This is a genomic window from Anaeromassilibacillus sp. An200 (assembly GCF_002160025.1).
Lineage (GTDB): Bacteria > Bacillota > Clostridia > Oscillospirales > Acutalibacteraceae > Caccousia > Caccousia stercoris.
In genome coordinates this window covers 56,889-71,836 of sequence record NZ_NFJU01000003.1, presented here as the reverse complement: position 1 = coordinate 71,836, position 14,948 = coordinate 56,889, and the positions used below count along the sequence as shown (strand labels likewise).

At 54.3% G+C, this 14,948-nt stretch carries 12 protein-coding genes; all 12 read right to left on the bottom strand.

The genetic code is table 11. The features are described from left to right. Positions 1 to 197: 197 nt before the first annotated feature. Entirely contained in the window at positions 198 to 1,649 is a 1,452-nt protein-coding gene (locus B5F35_RS02315; RefSeq protein ID WP_087237681.1) for a 4Fe-4S dicluster domain-containing protein, read from the bottom strand. Between the two features lie 50 nt (positions 1,650 to 1,699). Continuing rightward, positions 1,700 to 2,878, bottom strand: a complete 1,179-nt coding sequence (locus B5F35_RS02310; RefSeq protein ID WP_087237679.1) for a SpoIIE family protein phosphatase — start codon at positions 2,876 to 2,878, stop codon at positions 1,700 to 1,702. A 50-nt stretch (positions 2,879 to 2,928) separates the two neighbouring features. Then, positions 2,929 to 4,638, bottom strand: a complete 1,710-nt coding sequence (locus B5F35_RS02305; protein WP_087237677.1) for a [Fe-Fe] hydrogenase large subunit C-terminal domain-containing protein — start codon at positions 4,636 to 4,638, stop codon at positions 2,929 to 2,931. A 39-nt stretch (positions 4,639 to 4,677) separates the two neighbouring features. After that, on the bottom strand, positions 4,678 to 4,929 hold the full coding sequence (locus B5F35_RS02300) for a (2Fe-2S) ferredoxin domain-containing protein (protein ID WP_442856416.1): 252 nt from the start codon (positions 4,927 to 4,929) through the stop codon (positions 4,678 to 4,680). Between the two features lie 200 nt (positions 4,930 to 5,129). Beyond that, the gene (locus B5F35_RS02295) at positions 5,130 to 5,402 is read right to left on the bottom strand and encodes a metal-sensing transcriptional repressor (RefSeq protein WP_087237675.1); all 273 of its coding nucleotides are present in this window, start codon (positions 5,400 to 5,402) and stop codon (positions 5,130 to 5,132) included. A gap of 18 nt (positions 5,403 to 5,420) precedes the next feature. After that, positions 5,421 to 8,000, bottom strand: a complete 2,580-nt coding sequence (locus B5F35_RS02290; protein WP_087237673.1) for a heavy metal translocating P-type ATPase — start codon at positions 7,998 to 8,000, stop codon at positions 5,421 to 5,423. Positions 8,001 to 8,283: 283 nt separating this feature from the next. After that, the gene (locus tag B5F35_RS02285; protein WP_087237671.1) at positions 8,284 to 9,336 is read right to left on the bottom strand and encodes a M42 family metallopeptidase; all 1,053 of its coding nucleotides are present in this window, start codon (positions 9,334 to 9,336) and stop codon (positions 8,284 to 8,286) included. Positions 9,337 to 9,385: 49 nt separating this feature from the next. After that, a complete protein-coding gene (locus B5F35_RS02280; RefSeq protein ID WP_087237669.1) occupies positions 9,386 to 10,402 on the bottom strand; it encodes an SH3 domain-containing protein in 1,017 nt (338 codons plus the stop codon). 166 nt (positions 10,403 to 10,568) lie between these two features. Next, positions 10,569 to 11,816, bottom strand: a complete 1,248-nt coding sequence (locus tag B5F35_RS02275; protein ID WP_087237667.1) for a tetratricopeptide repeat protein — start codon at positions 11,814 to 11,816, stop codon at positions 10,569 to 10,571. A 36-nt stretch (positions 11,817 to 11,852) separates the two neighbouring features. Beyond that, on the bottom strand, positions 11,853 to 12,770 hold the full coding sequence (locus B5F35_RS02270; RefSeq protein WP_087237665.1) for a DUF3137 domain-containing protein: 918 nt from the start codon (positions 12,768 to 12,770) through the stop codon (positions 11,853 to 11,855). Between the two features lie 13 nt (positions 12,771 to 12,783). Beyond that, complete coding sequence (locus B5F35_RS02265; protein ID WP_162611303.1) at positions 12,784 to 13,602, bottom strand: LemA family protein; 819 nt, start codon at positions 13,600 to 13,602, stop codon at positions 12,784 to 12,786. Positions 13,603 to 13,824: 222 nt separating this feature from the next. Continuing rightward, the gene (locus tag B5F35_RS02260; RefSeq protein ID WP_087237661.1) at positions 13,825 to 14,745 is read right to left on the bottom strand and encodes a DMT family transporter; all 921 of its coding nucleotides are present in this window, start codon (positions 14,743 to 14,745) and stop codon (positions 13,825 to 13,827) included. Positions 14,746 to 14,948: the final 203 nt, after the last annotated feature.

Sequence of the window (14,948 nt, the reverse complement as noted above, 5' to 3'; positions counted from 1 at the left end):
CCTTGCCGCGTCCCGTTCGGCGCTTTTTTGTAACCGTATTATAGCATAGGGCCGATCTCAGGTACAGGAAGAAGTGGGATTCTTTAGAAACATTTAAAAAACTCTGCCATAGCATAAACAGCACCGCTTTCATGAGAAAATCCCGGGAACACAGAAAGCTTGTGCTCCCGGGATTTTACAGAAGCGGTACGGAAAAATTACGGATGGCGGTGCACGGTCATATTGATCTTGGAGAAATCATGCAGCTGCTGAATGTTCTCCGCAATCCCACGGTTGTCCGCCGCGGCAACCAGCTTGGTGCGCGCACGCAGGAGCTTTTGCAGCGTTTCCACCCCGCCGGGGCCTGCCACACAACCGCCCTCGCAGGCCATACCTTCCAGGATATCCTCCGGCATCTTGCCCGCGTTCATGATCATGAGGAACTTCTTGCACTCCTTGGCTCCATTGCACTTCACACAGCTGTAAGGCAGTTCAAAGCCCTCCTCCTCAAGCACCTCGGAGACGGACGCAGCTACGCCGCCGCTCTGCGCAAAGCCCTTCGCCAGCTTGCTTCCATCCTGCTCGTTTTCCGCCGGCTCGTTCGGACGGATGCCCATAGCGTCAAACATCGCGGCCAGTTCTTCAAAGGTCAGAACATAGTCAGCGCTGTCCTCTACCCGCTGGATTTCCAGCTTTTTCGCCACACAGGGACCGATAAACACCACTTTGGCCTGCGGATCCGCTTCCCGGATATACCGCGCTGTCAGCGTCATGGGCGAACCGGTATGGGAAATGTTCGGAATCAGCTTCGGGAAATGCTTCTCGATCATTTCCACAAAAGCGGGACAGCAGGAGGTTGTCATCTTCATTTGATTCTGAATTGCTTCCTTGAGCTCCTGCGCCTCGTGCCAAGCCGTTGCATCCGCGCCGAGCGCTACCTCCACCACACTGGAAAATCCAAGCTTTTTGATGGCTGCCTTGAGCATGCCGACATTTGCGTCTCCAAACTGGCCTTCGATCGCGGGAGCAAACGCTGCCACAACGGTTTCCTTTTTGCGGATCGCCTCGATCACAGCCACCAGGTTCGACCGATCTGTGATAGCGCCGAACGGACAGCCGGACACACAGGCCGCGCAGCTGATGCACTTGCCGTAATCGATCTGTGCGCGGTTATAGTCGTCCTTGCTGATCGCCCCTACCGGGCAGGCACGCATACAGGGACGCATCGTATCGGAGATGGCATTATACGGGCAGGCCGCGGCGCAGCGCCCACATTCCTTGCACTTGGAGGGATCGATGTACGCGCCCTTGCCGGTGATTGAAATAGCACCGAACGGGCAGGCCGCCTGACATTTCTTCGCCAGGCAGCGCTGGCAGTTATCCGTCACGGTAAAGCGGCTGATCGGGCAGCCCTCGCAGGCGGCGGGCAGCACACCCACGATCCCGCGCTCCGGCTGGCCAGGCAGCAGTTCGCCGTGTGCGCTGGAAATCCGTTCCCGGATAATTTCCCTCTCGCGATATATACAGCAGCGGTAGGTTGGCAGCGGGCCGGGGATGATGTCATAGGGAATGTCGTTGATGTGCTCTTCCAGCGTACCCTCGTAAGAATATTTGGCCACGCTGCGCAGCACCTGATATTTCATTTGTTTTGCGTCATTATCGTATTGCATGGATCCACACCTTTCCGTCCTTCACAGACTGTCCTGGACTGAAGCCGTTGTCAATAATAGGTCTTTTCCACCGGTTTGCCAAGCTCCTTGACCAGCGAAGCAAGCTGATCGAGAAGCTGCATCTTGATGCTCAAATCGGCAGGCAGACCCGGGTTCTGGTGAGCGGGATTGATGGCGCGTCCCGCAAAAATTTTCAGGCTGGTGCAGTTTTCCAAAATCATTTTGGCAATCCTTGCCGCGCCATTATCTTCATCGAGACGGCGGAAATAGTACGAATCTGTCTCATGGTTCAGATAATCCCGCAGAATTTCCACCGTGCGGGAAAGTGTCAGCACACCTTCCGTCACCAGATCGATCCCCTGGATTTTGCCGGTCGGAGGAAGCGTCGGATCCGAATAATTGAGCGTTGTTTCAATTTTGCGGTTGAGCACGCGCGCCACAATATTCGCGCTGGTGCCGCCGCAGATCACCTTTTTGCCGGGAGAGGTCATGAAATCATGGACCATCCGGTTATCGTCCGCCTTATCCACCGGCGGGCCGGCCAGCATATTGACCACACAGCGCGGCGTGGCCTTGAGCACCAGACAAGTGGAGTCGTCGCCCGGCTTGCCCATATACAGCTCATTAACCGCTTCAATCAGCGAAACCGCCAGACGCGGCGCGGAGCTTTCCTTCCCCACCGTCTTTGCCAGCCAGGACGAGACATTATCCCAGTTCCAGCCGAAATTGAGCGCCTGCCCCACACCGGCGTATACCACGCCGTCGCTTACCAGGGCCAGCACGTCTCCGGACATCATGGTAAAGTGGCTTTCCGTCACATTTTTTCCCGCACATTCCTTGAGCTCCGAGCAGTCGCTGAGATCCATCACCTCGCCGTTGCGGATGAAGATGCACGGGGGATTATCAAATTCCACCAGATCCACACGGCCATCGTCAAACACCTGCGCGATGCTGAAGGTGGAGTACGCCAGCTTGCGGACATTGCACACCGGCAGGGTGGCGGCGATCGTTTCCACTGCCTCCGTCACACTCGCCCCGCCTTGCAGCATGGTGGCAATAATAGTACTGGTCAGAGTGGAAAGGATATTTGCCTTCACTCCGCTGCCCAGTCCATCCGCCAGCACGGCAATCGTGGAGTTTTCCGTGCGCATAATCTGCACTTTATCGCCGCAGAGCTCCTCGTTATTCTTGTTGATGCTCTTGAACGCGGCGTCAATATGTATTTTCATGATTCGCTTCCCTCCTGAAGATGAAGTCGTGTCGTCTCATTCTGAGCGGATTACGATTCATCGGAATCGAAAACGATCATGTTCTTGAGCTTTGTCAGCGTAACCTTGGTCTCCGCCGTCGTCTCACCAAGCAGGCTGGCAATCTGCTGAGCGGCAATCATCTGCTTGTCGATGACCTTCTGGGCCATTTCCATGGTCTCCGCGCGCACCTTGTACTGGTTTTCGAGGTTTCTTTCCTCCTGCGTGATATCCTTGAAGATGCCGATCACAATCTTGTTTTTCTCCACATACACCAGGCTCTGCTGTGTGGTGATGCCGTACTCCTTGAGCACCACCTTCTTATCCGCAATGGACTGATGGCTGGTCAGCACGAACTCGAAATCGCTCGGATCCATCAGCTCATAAATGCACTTTTGCAGCGCCTCGGCGCGGGAAATACGGAACACCTTCTCCGCCGCACGGTTAAACTCTACAATATTCAGTTCTTCGTCGACCATGATGGTGATATTCGGCGTTTCCGTCAGCAGGCAGTTGGCAAAGGACTCGGCGCGCTCCTTCATATACGGCACGCACATTTCCAGCTCTGCCTTCCCCTGGAACACAGCGATCGCCTTTTCCCGGCAGGTGGGATAGCCGCAGGATCCGCAGTTGAGCTCATCCTCCGGACCATGCTTGCCGATCTTGGCCAGAATGGCACGGATGGTATCCTCGTCCGGGATCTCCTCCTTCGGGGAGCGATCCAGGAACTGCTTGTGCATGGAAATGGTATCGCGCAGAACGGGATATTCGTCACAGTCCTCCATCGCGTATTTGCGTACACTGACGCTGCTGGAGAAGCGCTCGTGGTTTTTCACGCCGGACGCGGGGCCATTGACACAGCCGTCGCGGCAGGCGTTGACCTCGATCACACAGTGATCCAGCCAACCCTCCTCAAGAGCCTTGCACAGATCCTTGCTCTCCGTCGTACCGGAAACGCTGAGGAAACGCCAATCCCCCACATCGCCAAGCTGGCGCAGGGAAGCCAGAATCCCCTCATTGACAGGATACATGCGCAGGATTTTGGAGCTGCTGTTCAGGAAGGTGGCGGGCTCCGCCGTCTCCATGGAAACACCCGCGTCATGCAGCATTTCTATCAGATCCTCAAAGGTCAGAACAGCGTCGACTTCATTGTTATGGCGCACATCCTCCGCCTCGTCAATTTTCGCGATGCACGGTCCGCAGAACACCACACGCGCATCCGGGAAACGCTGCTTGAGCAGACGGGCGTGGGCAATCATCGGGGAAACGACGGGCGCAAGCTGATCCACCAGATCAGGGTGATACAGCTCCACCAAACGGTTAAAGGACGGGCAGCAGGTGGTGATAATGTTCTTCATCTTGTTTTCCTGCATGAGCCGGTGGTATTCCGCGGTCACATAGGCCGCTCCCTCGCTTGTTTCGCTCACGCCGGTGAAGCCAAGCGCTTTGACCGCTCCCGCAAATTTCTTCGGATCCTCCACATGGAAGCAGCCGTAATACGAGGGTGCTATGGACAGGATCACCTTTGCACCGGAGCGCAGAAGCTCCTCCACCGCTTTTCTGTGGCTGATCAGGGTCTTGGCATTCTGTGGGCAGCGTTCCAGACAGGTGCCGCACAGAATGCAGCTTTTATCAATGATGGTCGCCTGTCCGTCCGCCACCCGGATGGATTTGACAGGACAGACCTTGACACACCGGTAACAGTTTTTGCAATTTGCCTTTTTCAAGCCAATAATACTCATGTGAAAACTCCTTCTCCATCCATAATGATGACCAAAAGCTTACTTTTCCAGCCGCTTCATGATTTCCGTCTTGAAGAATTCCTCCGTTCCGAGCGGAGTAACATTGAATCGCTCGCCATCAATGCAGACACAGACGCCATTGTTCATGCACTCCCCCATGCAGAACGATCCCTTGAGCTCCACTTCGCTCTCCAAACGGTTGAGCGCGATCAGGCGCTGCAAAATGGAGATAACGTCTCTGGAGCCCTTCAAATGGCAGGAGCTGCCAATACAAATGGTAACCTCCATCATAGGTGCTGTTTCCTCCTTTTCCTTTTCAATCAACTTTTCTTACATGAGACAAATTTGAGACAGTTTTGTTAATATTTTAACGTAATAATTATAACAGATTTCACAATCAAATGCAAGAAAATTTGGGGTCATTTTTACCAATCCCCACAGAAACAAACCAAAAGGCGCGCCGGGGAAAGCCAATCCCCAGCGCGCCCTGTTCAACGCTCCATTTTTTCAACTGTTTTGATGATTTCTTCAATTTTCTCCGCCCGCTCCGCTTCGTCCGCATGCGCAAATGCTTCTGTGACACAGCCTTCCATATGCGCCCGCAGAACTTCGCGCTGCGCGCGGCGAAGCACCGCTTCCGACGCCATGATCTGGTTGAGGATATCAATGCAGTATTTGTCCTCCTCCACCATTTTCAAAATGCCGTCAATCTGCCCCCGGGCTGTTTTCAGCAAGCGGGACACTTTTGCTTTATCCGCTCTCATAACGCAATCCTCAAACGATCAGCGAATTCCCTTGACTTCGTATCCAGCCTCTGTGACTGCATTCGCCAAAACGCTGTCATCCACATCCTTTGTGAGCGTTACCGTGGCGCACTTGTTCTCCAAGTCCGCCTTGGCCTCCTGCACACCATCAATCGCGTTGAGTGCCTTCTCTACATGAGCGACACAGTGGCCGCACATCATGCCTTCAATTTCCATCGTCTTTGTCATGGTACTTTCTCCTTCTTTCTGTTCAGATAAATCCTTATGGGAAACTGTATGTGTCTCCTGCTCCTCCCTGGGGATGCGAAGCTCCGTTTCCACAGGCGGAAGGGCAGTATTCCCATGCTGCTTTCGTTTGAAGAAACGAAGCCGCAGGGCATTAGAGACAACACAGACGGAGCTCAAGCTCATGGCTGCGGCGCCCAGCATAGGGTTCAGTTTCCATCCCCAAAGCGTAAAAAACACACCGGCTGCCACGGGAATCCCGATGCTGTTATAGAAAAAGGCCCAGAACAGGTTTTCCTTGATATTCCGGATCACAGCGCGGCCCAGCTGGATGGCGGAAACGGCGTCCATCAGATCACTGCGCATCAGCACCACACCAGCCGACTCGATCGCCACATCCGTTCCCGCGCCGATGGCAATTCCCACATCCGCGCGGGCCAGCGCGGGCGCATCGTTCACGCCGTCCCCAACCATCGCCACACGCCTGCCCTGCTCCTGCAGGCGGCGGACCTCCTGCTCCTTATCCTGTGGATACACCTCCGCGACAACATGCGGGATGGAAAGTTCCTTTCCGATCGCGGCTGCGGTGCGCCGGTTGTCCCCCGTCAGCATCACCACATCAATTCCGAGCGCCCTTAGCTCTTCCACCGCCTGACGGCTGGTCGGCTTTACCCGATCCGCCACAGAGACAAGGCCCAGCAGCTGTCCCTCCCGGGCAAAATAGAGTGGAGTCCGGCCCAAGGCCGCCTGCTCTTCCTCCTGCCGGACAAGGGGCGCCGGATCGACACCGTTTTCCTCCAGCATCCGGCGGTTGCCCGCCAGAACACGCCTGCCGTCCACCAGAGCCGACACGCCGCGTCCTTCCTCCGTGCGGAATTCCGCTGCGTCCAGCAGCTCCCTTCCCTTTGCCCGTTCCCGGATGGCAAGGGAAAGAGGATGGTCGGAGCGCTGCTCCACGGAAGCAGCCCACAGCAGCAGTTCCTCTTCCGCCACTCCTGGGGCAGGAAAAATTCCCGCTGTCTCCGGGCGGCCCTGTGTAACCGTTCCCGTCTTGTCCAGCACCACGGTATCCACGGAGTGGATGGTTTCCAGGCTTTCCGCCGTTTTAAACAGAATCCCGTTTTCCGCTCCCTTGCCCGTCCCTACCATAATGGCGGTCGGTGTGGCAAGACCAAGCGCGCACGGGCAGGAAATTACCAATACGGAAATGCCGATCGACAGTGCAAAGGTCAGCGACTGTCCGGCCAGCAGCCATGCCACCGCCGCCACTGCGGCGATTGCCATCACAGCGGGGACAAAGACAGCACTCACCTTATCCGCAATCCGTGCAATCGGCGCTTTCGTAGCATTGGCATCCTCCACCAAGCGGATAATCTGCGCCAAAGCGGTATCGGATCCGACACGCGCGGCCTCCATTTTCATCCATCCGGATTTGCTGATCGTTCCGCCTGTCAGACTGTCTCCCACTTTCTTTTCCACCGGCATACTCTCTCCGGTAAAGGCTGATTCATCCACGGCAGCGGAGCCTTCCAGAAGCTTCCCGTCCACCGGGACGGAAGCCCCTGCCTTGACAATCAGCACATCTCCCGGCTTTACCTGCTCCAGAGGGATTTCCACTTCCTCCCCCTCCCGCAGGAGCAGTGCCGTTTTCGGGGCCAGGTTCATCAGGCGGGAAACCGCGTCCGAGGTCCGGCCCTTGGATCTTGCTTCCAGAAATTTACCGACCGTAATCAGCGTCAGGATGGTTCCGGCGGATTCAAAATACAAGTCCATGGAATACTGATCCACCAACCCCCAGTCACCATGCCCAAGTCCCCATCCAATACAGTAAATCGCATAGATCCCATACACCAGGGCCGCCCCGGAGCCGATTGCAATCAGGGTATCCATAGTGGGTGCTCCCTTGAACAGGCTTTTAAAGCCGTTCTGATAAAATTTACGGTTGACAAACAGGATGGGAAGAACCAGAAGGAATTGGGTAAATGCGAAGGCCAGCGCGTTTTCCGTTCCATGCAGGAAGGATGGCAGAGGAAGCCCCATCATGTGACCCATGGAGACATACATCAGCGGGATCAGGAATGCAATCGACACCTTGAGCCGAAAACGGGTGGCCTTTGCCTCCTTTTCCCCTTCATTGGGGATATCCTTTCTCACTGTTTCCGACATTCCATGGACAGACGCGCCGTAACCCGCGTCCTCCACTGCCTGAATAATCGCACCGGAGGTCAGCTTGGATGCGTCGTAATCCACCGTCATGCTGTTTTGCAGCAGGTTCACCGATACGCCATCCACGCCGCAGCTGCGCACAGCCTTTTCCACGTGGGCACTGCACGCACTGCATGTCATCCCCGTTACATCAAAACGCTGTTTCACCTGGATTCTCCTTTCCCGGATCCGCGTAAAGTTAATTTATACACCCCCACGGGGTATAGGTGTATTATAACACCTTCCTGTCACTGTGTCAAGAAATCTCGCTCGAGTTCTTGGAGCCCACAGTCTCACCACAGCATAATAACGCATACAGAAAGCATAAAAACGAGGCTTCTGCAAAAACAGACACAAAATCCGGGACCCTTCGAGCGATGAACGCTTCAAAAGGTCCCGGATTTCCTTCACAGGCTTTATCTATCCAAAAAGTTTCCCGTCAGCCGGATCCTCATGCCAGCTCCAGATACAGCCCGGCCAGCTGCAAGGTTGCGCGCAGTGCATCCAGATGCGTGCGCTCCATACCATGGGATGCATGCACACCCGGCCCAATCAGGGCGGCGCGTGCATCCATACCGGCTTTCCATGCGGCGGATACATCCGAACCGTAATGCGGATAAATATCCACCGCATAATCCACTCCGTTGTCACCGGCCAATTTCATCAGCCGGCTGACCATGCCGTAGTCATAGGGGCCATTGCTGTCCTTGGCACAGATGGACACCTGATACTCTGTACAGGACAGATCCTCTCCGATGCACCCCATATCCACCGCCAGCAGTTCGTCCACCGGCGGCAAAGCAGCTCCGCCATGTCCCACCTCTTCATGGACGGTAAGGGTGATCCAGGTATCGTACTGCGGCCGCTCGCCGGTGCGGTGCATCCGCCAAAGCAGGGTCAGCAGACAGGCAGCACTGGCCTTGTCATCCAGAAAACGGGATTTGACGAACCCACTCTCCGTGATGACTGTCTTGGGATCGTAACATACATAATCGCCGGGAGAAATCCCCAACGCTTGCACATCTTCTTTGCTGCGCACCTTCTCGTCAATCCGCACTGCCATGTTCTTCTCGTCCCGGGCACGGGTACCGGCATCGTCCTGCACATGCACTGACGGCGACAAGGAGAGCACTGTGCCGGTGAATACCTTCCCCGCACGGGTATAGATGCGGCAGTATTCCCCATCCAGGGTAGGCATCAGAGGGCCGCCCACCCGAGTGACCATCAGCATACCGCGATCGGTGATCGAGCGCACCATCAGCCCCAGCGTGTCTACATGAGCGCACAGCCCCATCCGGCGGCCCGTTTCCCGGCCGGGCACTGTCACCACCAGATTGCCCTTATTGGTGCGGCTGGTCTCAAACCCCAGATTCCTTGCAATGCCTTCGGCCAACTCCACCACCCGATCGGTAAATCCTGTGGGACTGTCCTGTGTCAGCAGCTTTTGCAGCGTATCCCGCAGGAATCCCTCCTGCTCCTGTTCCAGGAGCCTTTCGTCCTTCATCCTTGGTCATCCTTCCTTGACATGCGACATTTGACTTTCTCTTGTATATTCAGGAAAGCGGCTGTTTTACTACCGCCACGCTTTCCTGTGCCACATAGCCGGAGGTTCCGTCAGAAAGCAGCACCTCCAGATAATCTCCGCGCAAACGCTTGACTTGCAGCTTTTCTCCCTTCGGAAGAGTGGACAGAACACAGTCTTTCGCCGCTTTTCCGGAACCGCCTGCCAGAGGAAGCACCAACGTGTCGAAAATCTCCTCCTCATACACAGGAGTATCCTTTTCCCGTGTCGCCACAGCATATTCGTTTTGGGGATCCGACAGCTTTCTCAGCTCCGAGATTTTGACAAACCCGGCCTTTTCCCCATCGCTTACCGGAACGTATTCCCACTTCTGCCGCTGTGCCGCTTTCATGGAATAGAGCAGATAGACCACGTCCCCTTTGGAAAAGTCTTCCTCCGCATAGCCTTCCGGAAGAAGCATCGGAAAGGTATTTTCCAACAGAAAAGACGGGTAATAGATTTTGGCATCTCTTTTCAGTTCATACTCCTCCAGGGGCTGCGCAACCGTCAGGTTTGCCGTCATGTAATCCGAATAGCTTTGTGTGCAGACCGATAAGCCATGAAGATACAAAGCAGCCGGAAGAAGCAGAGGCAGAACCAGCACCGCAACACGCAGCGGACGGATGCGAATCAAAAAAGCGATCGCGGTCAGCACCACAGAGGCGATCGTCAGAACCGCCAGCACCGTGAACAGGCGCGCGGCCAGACTGCTCCCAAACCACGCCATCCACCGATGACACTGATCCAGATTCAGAAGCTCCGCGTAAAGAAACGCGCCGGGAATGAGCCCGAGAAGCAAGGCAGCTTCCGAGAAAGCAAACAGAACATTCCCCGTTTTCCATCGGAAAGCGCGAAAAATCCAATGAATGATAGTAAGTACAAGGCCTGCCCCCGCTCCTGCGATAATCCAGGGAGGAACAGTCTCCAGGCCGTCGATCGAACCATTCAGAAACCCTGCCCCAAAAACAAGCGGGACGGCAATCAGTTCGGCCGCAATGAAGAACAGCATCTTGTTCAGATTCCTCTTTTCCTGTGGCTGTCTGCCGTCTTTGCTGCGGTGAAAAACCGCGAAATCAGTCGTGTTACCGATCCATCATACCACAGCTTCCGTTTTTATGCAACCATTCCAAGATAAAAAACGAACATTCTTTCGCTTTTCACGTTTTTAAATGGTTTTACGTACGTCTGCGCACCCATTTGCCGAACAGTGTTTTTTTGTATTTTTTCAGCTCCTCCTGCGCATCCGAGAAATTGGCCTGCCGCAAGAAGTCTACGCCGCGGGCAATATCCTCCGGCAGCCCCAACCCTTCGCAGTAAAGCTTGCCAAGCACATACAGACTTTGCTTATTTTCCCCTTGAGAATTCCAGGCAAGGGAATATGCTTTTTCATAGTTCGGGCCGGTTCCCCAGCCTTCCAGATAGCAGCGGGCCAAATGGCTCTCCGCATACTTGCTCTCCTTTACTTCCACGGACTTGGTAAAATACTGGAATGCCTTGCTGCGATCCTGCGCGACGCCATGACCATAGAAATAAGCCCAGCCCAGCATATCGCACCGCTGATACTCTCCGCATTTGTAAGCCTTTTCATAGCAGCGGCAGGCCTCCACCTCATCCTTCGGCACGCCGTCTCCCTTGTCGTACCGGTCGCCCAGCCAGCTCCAGGTATTGGGATGTCCGCCCTCCGCACCGCGATGGTACCAGCGGAAAGCTTCCTCGATCTTGCCTTCCTCCTCCAACTCTCCCCCATAAACAAACTGATGGTTGGGATATCCCAGCTCCGCGCCTGTTTTGTAGACGGTCTTTGCCTTGTCCGGCTGCGGATCAATATACCCTTCGTCTCCCTTTTCATAATAGCTGTAGAGATTTTGACCGGCCAGATACATTCCGCCGCGGTAGGCGCGCCAGAGCCAGTCCTCACACTTCGAAATATTTTCCCGCATATAAGCTTTGAATTCCTGCTCATTGGAGAAGTCGCTTTTCTTTTTGTCCTGAATCGTCAGGAAGTCCCACCAGAAATAAGTGTTTCCAATCACATACTGGCAGAAAGGCTCTCCTGCGGCCGCCTTTTCCTGAACAATGGCGAATGCTTCCTGAATGGAAAGGGGCATCTGTCTCATCAGTCCCAGCGACAGTACCCCGCCGCGCTTTGCGACCAGCACGCCGATCGCGCTTCCCTGAAGGGCAGACTGACGAAGCAGAGTCTCTGCCTGTTTATCATCCTCCGGAAAATGGTGCCCCGACCACACATACTGGCTGCCATTCAAACAGCGGGCCAGTATGCAGGAAGCATCAGCGTCTCCCGCTTTTACCGCATCAATCAAAAGCTTCATGCCTTCCTGGCCCCGGCGTGCCCGGCCGCCTTTGGTATCATAATAAATATACTGGATCGCCTTCTCTACGGCATCGCTGAAAAACTTTCCCATTTTCTGCTCTTTCCTTTCCTTAAAAAATAATTTCCCTTATCGCTGCGTCTGAAGAAGAATTTCCCCGGCCTGACGCAAAATCTCCACATCCTTGAGAATCTCCGCGCGCTGTTCGCTGCATGGCCGCCTCACCTCTCCATCAAACATACTGCGGGCCCGGTAAACCGCGACGTACAGCACCGTTCCTGTAAAGGTAATGGCAATCTGATCCTTTACCGTATCGGCAAAGTGGGTGATCTGCTCGATCATTTTGGGCGTCAGGATATAAAAAGCCGTATGCGGATCCGCGGCATAAATCTGAAACCGTTTGTTAAAGGCCTCATCCTCCGTCTGGATTTTATTCTGCGCTGTTTGTCCTTTAAAGTCCGAAAGAAATTCTTTCTCAAAAAGCTGAAGATGCCCCATGCTGCTCTTTGTCTCATCGAAGGAGTCAAACCGCATGATCTGACCTTCAAAAATGGTTTCGAGACGCCGTTCCTTTCCCCGCATAACCATTTTCTGTGTTTTAACGTCGCAGTACTGAAAACCGGTTCCACGGTAACGGCCGGTCAGCAAATCCTCCGTCTCGTAATACCGCTGTTCGCCGCATCCCACCACGGAGCTGTTTCGCACTTCCGTGTAGGAAAGACCCCCGTTATGCTGATAATTCAAGTCCTCAAAAATCCCGAGAGATTCGATGGTAGGCAGAACATAGTGCGATTTGAAGGCAACATTGAATTTCTTATAAGCCCCGCGCACAAAGATCAGATAACAAAGAACAGCGGTTCCTGCCGCAAGGAAGGGCGGGAGAATCAGGATCCCGCCGATCCGATCCTTCTTATCCAAATCCGGAACCTGCTGAAGCAGCAGCCATAACAATACAATACTTGCCACAAAAACAATTCCGGTACAAATCCACATCCAGACAAAGCACCGCTTCGTTTTCTTTTGCAGGCGTTCAATCTCTTGTTCCATCCCCGGTTCCTCCTCAATCAAAATGCACTTCGAAGGAACGCTTCTGTTCCTCCACCTCGTAAAAATCAGCTTCTTCCATATGACAGGCCGACGCGAGAATCGACCAGGGAATCATGCGGATCGTCTGGTTGTACAGGGACGCATTGGAGTTATATAACCGTCTGGCCGCCTGCAAATGTTCCTCCGAATCGGAAATGGAACGCTGGAACATTTCCATAGACATCCAGGAATTGAGCACCGGATACTGCTCATACAAAGCGTCGATTCCGGCGGCTACCCCGGCCAGATCACGGTGAACGCTTGCCAGCGCCCCCACCTTTTGTCCCACTGTTTCCTTTCGCTGATTGGAGGCGCGCTCCACCGCCGCCTGAACTTTCTCCTTCTGCTCCGCCGCGGCTTCCAAGCCTTCCTTCCGTCGCGCGGCATTTCGTCCGGCAATCCGGTGACTGCCCCCAGGCCGGACATGATTACGGTCCAATTCTCGTTTGATCTGCTCCATCGTTCTCGTCTGACGGGAAATTTCCGCATCCATGCTGTGAATGACCTTTTCCGAAATCTCCTGCTGCTGATCCAAACGGCGGTTTTCTCCCTGTGTTCCGCTTCGCAGGCCCGTCACCTCCGTCAGCGTGCGGTACTCATGGTCCAGATACTTTTTGACGGCCTGAAGCTGTGCGGAAAGCAGATCGTACCGCTTTTCCAGCGCCACATCAATGTCGGAGGCTGCTTCCTCCACCTTTACCTGCATCTGCTGCAAACGGTTATAAAGCAGGATACCGCCTGCAAGCAGCAGAATCAGCACTGCCAGTACAACCAAAGCTACAATCCATTCCATGGACATTCTTCCTCCTTCTCTTCCACTTTTCCTGCTGCAAGACTTCCGGCTGTCCTGCCGGATTCCAGTCCTCCGCAAACCCGGAAATTTTTAACAGTTCCATTATAAGGAAGCTTTCGACAAAAAGCAACATTCCTTCTCTACTGAACTTTTTGAGTCTATGTCCGTATTTATCCGGACCACAGCCCATACAAGAAAACAGCACAAGCGGCATGCAGGCAGCTAGGAGGCATTTCTCCCGCTTCGGCGGGATTTCCGCGCGGGCAAAACTTCCATCAAAACAACCGAAGCTGTAATGAGAAGTCCTCCCGCCACAAGATTGACGGTAAGAGGCTCCAGCCCCATCAGGACGGAAAACAGACTCCCAAACAAACCCTCTGTCGACAAAAGAATCCCCGCCTGCGATGGTGTGGTATGTTTCTGAGCAAGCGTCTGGAGAAAATAGCACAGACAAGTGCTGAACAAGCCCAAATACAGGACCGCGGGAAACCCATTCGCAAAATCCGCCCGGGAAACCGATTGGATATCGGTAAGCAGAAACACCGCAATCGAAATGATCGCAGCTGTGGAAAGTTGGATCAAATTAATCCGCATCACATCCGTCTCTTTGACCGCCCAGCCCAGCGTGGTGATATGGAGCGCGAAAAGCACCGCGCACAGCAGGGTCATCGCGTCTCCATAATGGAAGCTCACCTCAAAACTCCCGGGCTGAATGCTCAGCACGCCAATCCCCACCAGTGTGGTCAGCGCCAGGACAAACGTTTTTGCCTGCGGACGCCGGCGGCTGACGGCCCACACAAGGAACGGCACCATAACCACATTGGTGGCGGTTAAAAACGCGCAGTGCGATACAGTCGTATTCTGCTGGCCAACAATCTGCGTATAAAACGCGCCAAACAGAAAGAGCCCCGCAAGCCCTCCCCTTTTCAGATCCGTTAACCGTATTTGTTTCAGCTTCGGCAGGCACACCAACAGCATCACCACTGCCGCCACAGTGAATCGCAGGGCCATAATCAGCGGAGCGCTCATCTGTGCGTCGATCGCCGCTTGGCTGGCAATAAAGCCGGATCCCCAGATTGCTGCCACCAAAAGGCAAAGAATGTCTGCCATCCATACCGCTTTTTTCTGACTTTTTTCCGTCAAGACAGTATCCCCTTTTCCTAAAATCTTTCTGTGCGTCAAGAAGCAAAGATCGGCTGCAAGCCGCTTTTCCTATGGCGGCCCTTCCAAAATTTGCCCCTATCATCCTACACGACAACGGCTCCCATGTAAAGGCCTATCCTATCAAACAGAAATCCGGGATCTTTTTGAGTTATGGCAGCTCAAAAGATCCCGGACTTGATATT